Annotated in this window: 1 protein-coding gene; it reads right to left on the bottom strand. The window is 69.5% G+C overall.

The window, feature by feature from the left end; genetic code table 11:
- A partial coding sequence (locus ABC138_RS15950; RefSeq protein ID WP_345914296.1) for a transposase occupies positions 1–328 on the bottom strand: 328 nt, incomplete at both ends.

The following is a 328-nucleotide window of genomic DNA, read 5'->3' as shown; positions in this document are numbered from 1 at the left end:
GCGGCAGCGGGCCAGGACGTCGAGGCCGAGGTAGCGCCGTCCTTCGGCCCATTCGTCGGTCTGCTCGGCCAGCACGGCGCCGACCAGGCGCACGATCGCGGCCCGGTTGGGGAAGATGCCCACGGAGTCGGTGCGGCGTCGGATCTCGCGGTTGAGGCGTTCGGCGGGGTTGTTCGACCAGATCTGGGTCCACACGTCTTTGGGGAAGGCGGTGAACGCCAGGATGTCCGCTCGCGCTGCGTCGAGGTGATCGTGGACATCGGGCAGCTTGCCGTCGACGTAGTCCAGCAGCCGCTCGAACTGCGCCTGCACGGCGTCCTTGTCGGGC

This window comes from Janibacter sp. LM (assembly GCF_039631275.1).
GTDB classification, from domain to species: domain Bacteria; phylum Actinomycetota; class Actinomycetes; order Actinomycetales; family Dermatophilaceae; genus Janibacter; species Janibacter terrae.
The sequence above is the reverse complement of the archived record's forward strand: the minus strand, read 5'-3'. Positions and strand labels throughout refer to the sequence as shown.